This is a genomic window from Candidatus Protofrankia californiensis (assembly GCF_900634765.1).
GTDB lineage: Bacteria > Actinomycetota > Actinomycetes > Frankiales > Frankiaceae > Protofrankia > Protofrankia californiensis.
The window spans coordinates 7894-15833 of record NZ_CAAAFT010000406.1 but is presented as its reverse complement, the minus strand read 5'-3'; the positions used below and the strand labels follow the sequence as shown (position 1 = coordinate 15833).

Sequence of the window (7940 nt, the reverse complement as noted above, 5' to 3'; positions counted from 1 at the left end):
GTCCCGGTCTGCGGTCTGCGGGGTGCCGCATGCGCGGCAGCATCTGTCAGTGCGTGCGGCACCCCGGAGTCGTGCAAGGGGGAGTCGTGCGGGCGGTGGATCTCAGCGGTTGGTCAGCGGCCTGTGCTGCTGCGGCGGCGCAACGTGGGGTCGGTCAGGGACGGCGGCTGGTAGCCGGCGTCCTCGGGATTGATCGTTGTTCCCGGCGGCACGATCTCGTCGATACGGTCCAGCACGTCCGGTGAGAGCGTCACCTTGACGGCCTCGAGCTGTGACTCGAGCTGCTCGAGGGTCCGCGGGCCGATGATCGCCGAGGTGATGGCGGGGTGCTCGAGGACGAAGGCGAGGGCCAGGTGGACGAGGGACAGCCCCGCCTCCTGAGCGAGCAGGGTCAGCTGCTCGACCGCCTCGAGCTTGGCGATGTTCACGGGTCGGGCCAGGTCGAACCGGCCCGGGACGCGGGCGCTGCGGCTCGACACCGGCACTTCGGCGCCTTTGCGGTAGCGCCCGGACAGCCACCCGCCGGCCAGCGGGCTCCACGGGATCACCGCCAGGTTGTAACGCTGCGCGACGGGCAGGACCTCCCGTTCGATACCCCGGGCCAGGATCGAGTAGGGCGGCTGCTCGGACACGACGCGTTCGCGCCCGCGGCGCTCGGCGATCCATTGCCCTTCGACGATGTCCGACGGCTCGAAGGTCGACGTCCCGATATAGCGGATCTTGCCCTGGTGGACGAGGTCGCTGAGAGCGCCGAGGGTCTCGTCGAAGTCGGTGCCCGGTTCGGGGCGATGGACCTGGTAAAGGTCGATCCAGTCGGTCTGCAGCCGGCGCAGGCTGTTCTCGACCTCGCGGGCGATCCACCGCCGGGAGTTGCCGCGGTGGTTGGGGTTGTCGCTCATGGCCGCGTGGAACTTCGTCGCGAGCACCACCTCGTCGCGGAGACCACCGGCGAGGGCCTTGCCGACGATCTCCTCGGATTCACCCTGCGAGTAGATGTCCGCGGTATCGACGACGTTGATGCCCGCGTCCAGCGCACGGTGAATGATCGCGATACTCTCGTCATGGTCGGGATTTCCCCAGGCGCCGAACATCATGGCCCCGAGCGTCAGTGGACTGACCTGGACCCCGGTCCGTCCGAAGGCGCGAAGTGTCACTGGTGCCACTCTCCTTTGAAATCGAGTGAGATCGGGACGGCTGAGATCGAGACGGTGCGGCACCGGCCCTCGCGGCACCGGCTCCGGTGTCCTACGGACGCGGCAGCCCCCACCCCATCTGCAGCCAACCGGTCGGGTAGGTCGGTAATTCCTGGCCTGCCCGACCGCGATCAGAGGGTCAGCTGGTCCATCGCGCGGAAGATCCGCTCCACCGACACCGGGTACGCCGTGCGCAGGGTCTGGGCGAACAGACCGACGCGCAGTTCCTCGATCATCCAGCGGATCCGCTGGAGTTCCTCGCCGTGCGGGCTGCCCGGCGGCGTCCGGTCGAGCATCCGCTGGTATTCCAGCGTCACCTGCTCGACCTGGCGCATGCGTTCCCGGTCACGCTCCGGATCGAGCGGGAGTTTCTCCAGCCGACGCTCGATCGCGCTGAGATAGCGGGCGACGTCGGGTAGCCGCTGCCAGCCGCTGGCGCTGACGAAGCCCTGATACACCAGCCCCGACAGCTGGGAGCGGATGTCGCTCAACGCCGGTACCAGCGCGAGGCCGGCGGTTGTCTTCAGTCGTCGTTCCGCTGTCCGTGATTGGGATTGCGGTTGCCGTTCGGCCAGCTGTCCGGAGACCGTGTGCGCCGTGGCGAGGATGCGCTCCACCTTTGTCACCACGTCGAGCGCGGTCTCGTCCAGATCGGCGTGGACGATTCCACGCAGCTTGGCGAACCCGTCGGGATCCCACACAGGCCCGCCGCACTGCGAAATCAGCTTGTCGGCGGCGCAGGCGACGCAGTCGTCGAGCAGATCCGCGACGTCGCGGTACGGGTGATGGCTGAGCGTCAGTTTGGCCTTGTTGTTCAGGCGCGCGTTGATCTGTTTGATCGGGGACGGCGCGTTCAGCAGCAGCAGGCGCCGGGTACCAAGCCACATGGCGTGCCGCGCTTCGGTCTCGGTGGCGAACACGCGGATCGCCACGCTGTGCGTCTGGTCCACCAGCGCGGGATACGCCCGTACCGGCCGGCCCGGTCGCTGCTGTTCCACGATCTGCGCGAGCGGCCCGAAGTCCCAGGTCAGCAGGCCCTCGCGTTCGACACCGTCGGCCACGACGCAGACCGCCTCGCGCATCGTCGGCGCCAGCTGGCGGGTGAGCGCGGCCAGGTCCTTGCCTTCGGCGAGGGTGTCCTGCTCCTCGTCCACCACCCGAAAGGTGATCTTCAGATGGTCGGGTACCCGGTCGAGCTGCCAGGACTCCCGCGGCACCGCCACGCCGGTGAGATGGTCGAGTTCGCGTTCCAGCACGGCGAGTAGCGGTCCGTCCGCCGGGGTCACCGTCTCCAGCACCCGCGCGGCGTAGTCGGGCGCGGGCACGAAGCTGCGCCGCACCTGTTTGGGCAGCGAGCGGATCAGCGCGGTCACCAGTTCCGCCCGCAGGCCCGGCACCTGCCAGTCGAAGCCCTCACCGGTCACCTGGTTGAGCAGGGGCAGCGGGATGCGCACGGTCACACCGTCGGCGTCCGTGCCGGGTTCGAACTGGTAGGACAGCGCCAGCGCAAGCTCTCCGTGCTGCCAGACGTCGGGGTAGTCGCGCTCGTCGACACCGTCCGCGCCGGTTTTGACGAGCATGGAGGCGGAGAACGCGAGCAGGTCCGGCCGGGACCGGCGGGCCTTCTTCCACCAGCTGTCGAAATGACGGCCGGAGACGACGTCGGCCGGGATCCGCTGGTCGTAGAAATCGAACAGGGTTTCGTCGTCGACGAGGATGTCGCGCCGGCGCGCCCGGTGTTCGAGTTCCTCGACGTCGTCGAGCAGCCTGCGGTTGTCGTGGAAGAACGCGTGGTGCGTCTGCCAGTCGCCCTCCACCAGGGCGTGGCGGATGAACAGATCCCGGCACAGGGCGGGGTCGACCGCGGAATAGTTCACCCGGCGGGAGGCCACCAGCGGCAGCCCGTACAGCGTCACCTTCTCGAAGGCGACCACGGCGGCCCGGTTCTTCTCCCAGTGCGGTTCACTGTAGGTGCGCTTCACCAGGTGCGGCGCGAGCACCTCGGCCCATTCCGGTTCGATACGCGCGACGGTCCGCGCCCACAATCGGGACGTTTCGACGAGCTCGGCGGCCACCAGCCAGCGCGGCGGCTTCCTGAACAGCGCCGACCCCGGGAAGACCGCGAACCGGGTGTTTCGCGCCCCCTGGTACTCCTGCTTGTCGGCATCCTTGAGGCCGATGCGGGACAGCAGGCCGGCGAGCAGCGACACGTGAATGTTCCGCGGGTCACCCGGTGTGCTGTTGACGGATATCCCGAGACTTTTCACGACCTGGTGCAACTGGCTGTAGACGTCCTGCCACTCCCGTACCCGCAGGTAGTTCAGGAAGTCGGCCCGGCACAGCTTGCGGAACTGGTTGCCCGACAACTGCTTCTGCTGTTCCCGCAGGTATTCCCACAGGTTGAGATAGGTGAGGAAGTCGGACTGCTTGTCGGTGAAGCGCCCGTGTTTCTCCGCGGCGGCCTGCTGGGCGTCGACGGGACGTTCCCGCGGATCCTGGATGGACAGCGCGGCCGTGATGACCATGACCTCGCGGACGCACCCGTTGCCGTCGGCCGCCAGCACCATGCGAGCCAGCCGGGGGTCGAGGGGCAGCTGCGCCAGTTTGCGTCCCAGCGGTGTCAGCCACGTACGCCCATCGGTGCGCGCGGGTCCGGCGGCCCGACCGGTTCCGCCAGCCCCGCCGCCAGCGCCGTTCTCACCGTTCTCGTCGGCATCATCCTTCCCGGCCGCCCTACCGTTCCCGTCAGCCTTACCGTTCCCGGCCGCCTTACCGGTTTTGCCGGTCTTTCCCGGCGGTCCCGTCTCGAAGGCGCCGAGCTCCTGCAGCAGGAGCACACCGTCGGAGACACTGCGCGAGTCGGGGGGGTCGATGAAGGGAAAGTCCCCTATGTCGCCCAGACCCAGTGCGGTCATCTGCAGGATGACCGAGGCGAGGTTGGTACGCAGGATCTCCGGATCGGTGAATTCCGGGCGCGCGGTGAAGTCGTCCTCGGAGTACAGCCGGATGCAGATACCGTCGGCGACCCGCCCGCAACGTCCCTTACGCTGGTTCGCGGACGCCTGCGAGACAGCCTCGATCGGCAGCCGCTGGACCTTTGTCCGGTTGCTGTAACGGGAAATGCGCGCCAGACCCGGGTCGACCACGTACCTGATGCCCGGAACCGTCAACGACGTCTCCGCGACGTTGGTGGCGAGCACGATCCGGCGTCCGGTGTGGGGCTGGAACACCCGGTGCTGTTCGGCGGCTGACAGCCGCGCGTACAACGGCACGATCTCGGTGCCCGGCAGTTGCTTCTTCGCCAGGACGTCGGCGGTGTCCCGGATCTCCCGCTCACCGCTGAGGAAAACCAGGATGTCGCCGGGCCCCGCCGCACACAGCTCGTCCACCGCGGATGTGATCGCTTCCGGCAGGTCGCGTTCGATCACCGTGCCCGGAGTGCTGTCGGTGCCGGTCCCGGTGCCTGTCTCAAGACCGGTGTCGGTGTCGGTGCCGGTTTCGAGATCGGTGCCGGCTTCCACGACCAGCGGCCGGTAGCGGACCTCCACCGGAAAGGTGCGGCCGGTGACCTCGATCACCGGCGTGTCCCCGAAATGGCGGGAGAAGCGCTGCGGGTCGATCGTCGCCGAGGTGATGATCACCTTCAGGTCGGGCCGGCGTGGCAGGAGCTGTCGCAGGTAGCCGAGGATGAAGTCGATGTTGAGGCTGCGTTCGTGGGCCTCGTCGATGATCAGCGTGTCGTACTGGCACAGCAGCCGATCGGTCTGGATCTCGGCCAGCAGGATGCCGTCCGTCATCAGCTTGATCAGGCTGTTGCCGCCGACCTCGTCGGTGAACCGCACCTTGTAGCCGACGGCGGCGCCCGGCCGGCCGTCCGCACCGTCGAGTTCCTGGGCGATGCGTTCGGCCACCGCGCGTGCGGCCAGGCGTCGCGGCTGGGTGTGACCGATCAGCCCGCGCACACCCCGGCCGAGCTCCAGGCAGATCTTCGGCAGCTGCGTCGTCTTGCCGGAACCGGTCTCGCCGGCGAGGATCACGACCTGGTGGTCACGGATCGCGGTGAGGATCTCGTCCTTCTTCTGGCTGACCGGCAGGTCCGGGGGATAGGTGATCTGCGGCACGGTCGCGAGCCGCCGCTGTACGCGCAGCGCGGCTGCCTCGACATCGGCGGCGATCTCGGCGACCACCGCCGCACGAGCCTGGGGGTTGCGTATCCTGCGCGCGCCGTCGACACGGCGTTGCAGGTGGCGCTGGTCACGAACCATCAGATCGGGCAGGCGTTCGGCCAGGTCAGCGAGCGGAGGCATCAGAAGGCAGCGTCCAACAGAGTACGGAGAGCGGGCAAGGGGGCACGGGTACCAGCCGGAAGGTCAAGCGTCCGCCGGCCGCCGGGCATTCCCGGTGTCATGACCTACTAAATCAGGCCCGGACCAGAACCGAATCAGGACGAAGGTCCGCCGCGCCCACGGGTCCGCGGATCGGTGGAGTCGAGCAGGTGGAGGAGGTCGTCGACGTCGTCGGGGGACAGATGCTCGGCGAGGATGGAGCGGAAGGGCTCGGCGGTCTCAAGCGGTCAGTGCGTCAGCCTGCGCTCATGCGAAGGCGGCGTCGAGCGCGGTCAGCGAATGCCGTACACGTCACCTCGGAGCCGGACGGCGAGTACATAGACGGTATGATTTTCCTCTTCGATGCGGTAAACGACCCGGTAGGTGCCCAGATGCGCCGACAGTATTCCGTCGTACGGGTCGTTCAGCGCACCGCCGAGTCGCCGCGGATTGATCGGAAGCCTTTTGGTGATGAAGGTGCAGGCCGCCCACGCGACGTTCTCGGGTAATTCCTTCTCCAACGCTCGTCGAGCCGGACCGGCAATTTTGGTCTGCCAGGTCCGGGATTCTGTCACGCCTCGGCCGCCCGCCGGGCGAGCATGGTCTCGCGGAGGTCCTCGGCGTCGACTGTCCGGCCGGCGGCAATGTCGGCTTCCGCCTCGCGGATGTCGCTGACCGCCTGCGGGTCGGAGAGGATCGCGATCGTCTCCCGGAGCGCGGCGAGCTCGGCATAGGACACCAGAGCGGCCGCGGGCTCGCCATTACGTGTGATCTCCACGGTGTCGTGGGTTGCGGCCACCGCGGCGACAAGCTCCGACAGGTGCGCCTTGGCATCGGTAACCGTCATGATCCGTGTCATGGTTCGAATTCTAGGCCGATTGATCGTCCAAGGTCTGGATCGCGAACGTGCGCTTCGCATCGACAGCACCCACCGTGGTCGCTGCCTCACCATGTCACCGGTGGGATGTGGGACCTGCTGTGTGGTTGTCGAGCATCTGTACCGGATCGGCGAAGCCGATCCGCCGAGGTCCGCAAGGCCCGAGTTCCCGGACCACCCGGGGGGAACAAAGTAAGACGGCCCGGCGTGGGTAGGACCTCGGGCGATGGATATACGCGGGACAACGGATGTCACTGCTCGCACCGACTCGTTCGGGCTGCCGCCGGTTGCCAGCGCGGTCCTCGACCGGCGGGGCACGGTGGTCAGGTGGAGCCGGGCTGCCGAGCTGATGATCGGCCATGCCGCCGGGGACGTGCTCGGCCGTCCGGCCATGTCCCTGCTCCACCGGTCGGCGGATGCTGCGGCGGTACGTGCCGAGGTCGAGCGATGCCGTGCCGACAGCAGTTGGGACGGGCGGCTGCCCGCCGTCCACGCGGACGGTCACCGCGTGGACCTGCATGCGCGAATCTTCCCCATGCTCGACTCGAGCAACGGTTCGAGCTGGCTCGTGCTCGCTTCCGACGATGCCCAGATGTCCTGGTGGATGGCGGATCAGTCGATGCTGGGAGGCATGCTCGCCCAGTCGCCGATCGGCATGGCCCTGCTGGACGAAGAGCTGCGGTACATGTGGCTGAACAACGCGCTGGCGCGTTCCGGCGGCGTGCCCCGGGACAAGCGCCTCGGCCGGCGGCTGAGTGAGCTGCTGCCGGGCCTGCCTGCCGAGCAGCTCGAAGAACGGATGCGCGAGGTACTCAAGACCGGGGTACCGGTGATGAATTTCGAGTACCGCGGCCGGACCGCCGCTGATCCCTATCGGGAGCATGCCTATTCCACGTCCTTTTTCCGGCTGGACGACTCGGCCGGGCGGGTCCTGGGGGTGTGTTACATCGTCGTCGACGTCACCGACCGCTGGCGTGCGCAGCAGCGGCTGGCGCTGCTCAACGACGCCAGCGCACGCATCGGCAGCAGCCTCGACGTCATGCGTATCGCTCAGGACCTGGCGGACGTGGCGGTGCCGCGCCTCGCCGACTTCGTCGTCGTCGATCTGCTGGAGTCGGTCCTGCGGGGTGAGGAACCGGCGCAACCCGTCACCGACACGTCCCGTATTCGACGGGCGGGGCAGCAGTCGGTGACACCGGGATGCCCGGAGTCGATCGCGAAAACCGGGGATGTCGTCCAGCCGTCGTTTCTCGCCGCTCGCTGCCTGATCGACGGCAAGTCCATTCTGGAACCGGTGCTGGATTTCGTGACAAATCCGTGGATCACGCAGGACAAGCTCCGTCTCGCGAAGATCCGTGAGTTCGGGCTCCGCTCGCTGATGGTGGTTCCGATCCGTACGCGCGGCGTCATCATGGGGGTGGCCACGTTCGTCCGGCAGGCGCGTCCGGATCCGTTCGAGGAGGACGACCTGCTGATCGCGGAGGAATTCGTCTCCCGGGCCGCGGTGTGGGTCGACAACGCCCGCCGCTACACCCGGGAACACGT

The 7940-nt window shown here is 67.9% G+C and carries 5 protein-coding genes; 1 reads left to right on the top strand and 4 read right to left on the bottom strand.

The features are described from left to right. Window positions 1–113 precede the first annotated feature (113 nt). The 4 genes from DD1DGNOD_RS20735 to DD1DGNOD_RS20715 all read right to left on the bottom strand — a co-directional run bounded on the left by DD1DGNOD_RS20735 (window position 114) and on the right by DD1DGNOD_RS20715 (window position 6365). A complete protein-coding gene (locus DD1DGNOD_RS20735) occupies window positions 114–1154 on the bottom strand; it encodes an aldo/keto reductase (protein ID WP_131770866.1) in 1041 nt (346 codons plus the stop codon). 170 nt (window positions 1155–1324) lie between these two features. Further along, the gene (gene hrpA, locus DD1DGNOD_RS28310) at window positions 1325–5500 is read right to left on the bottom strand and encodes an ATP-dependent RNA helicase HrpA (protein ID WP_206443344.1); all 4176 of its coding nucleotides are present in this window, start codon (window positions 5498–5500) and stop codon (window positions 1325–1327) included. Between the two features lie 311 nt (window positions 5501–5811). Continuing rightward, the gene (locus DD1DGNOD_RS20720; RefSeq protein WP_131768176.1) at window positions 5812–6093 is read right to left on the bottom strand and encodes a type II toxin-antitoxin system RelE family toxin; all 282 of its coding nucleotides are present in this window, start codon (window positions 6091–6093) and stop codon (window positions 5812–5814) included. Beyond that, entirely contained in the window at window positions 6090–6365 is a 276-nt protein-coding gene (locus tag DD1DGNOD_RS20715) for a type II toxin-antitoxin system Phd/YefM family antitoxin (RefSeq protein WP_131768175.1), read from the bottom strand. The genes DD1DGNOD_RS20720 and DD1DGNOD_RS20715 overlap by 4 nt, the downstream gene beginning before the upstream one ends. A 256-nt stretch (window positions 6366–6621) precedes the next feature. Between DD1DGNOD_RS20715 and DD1DGNOD_RS20710 the strand changes: the two genes are divergently transcribed. Further along, a partial coding sequence (locus DD1DGNOD_RS20710) for a PAS domain-containing protein (protein WP_131770869.1) occupies window positions 6622–7940 on the top strand: 1319 nt, incomplete at its 3' end.

Coding starts and splice junctions, on each gene's coding strand:
- hrpA (WP_206443344.1), bottom strand. CDS start 5,500: ATGCCTCCGCTCGCTGACCTGGCCGAACGCCTGCCCGATCTGATGGTT.
- DD1DGNOD_RS20715 (WP_131768175.1), bottom strand. CDS start 6,365: ATGACGGTTACCGATGCCAAGGCGCACCTGTCGGAGCTTGTCGCCGCG.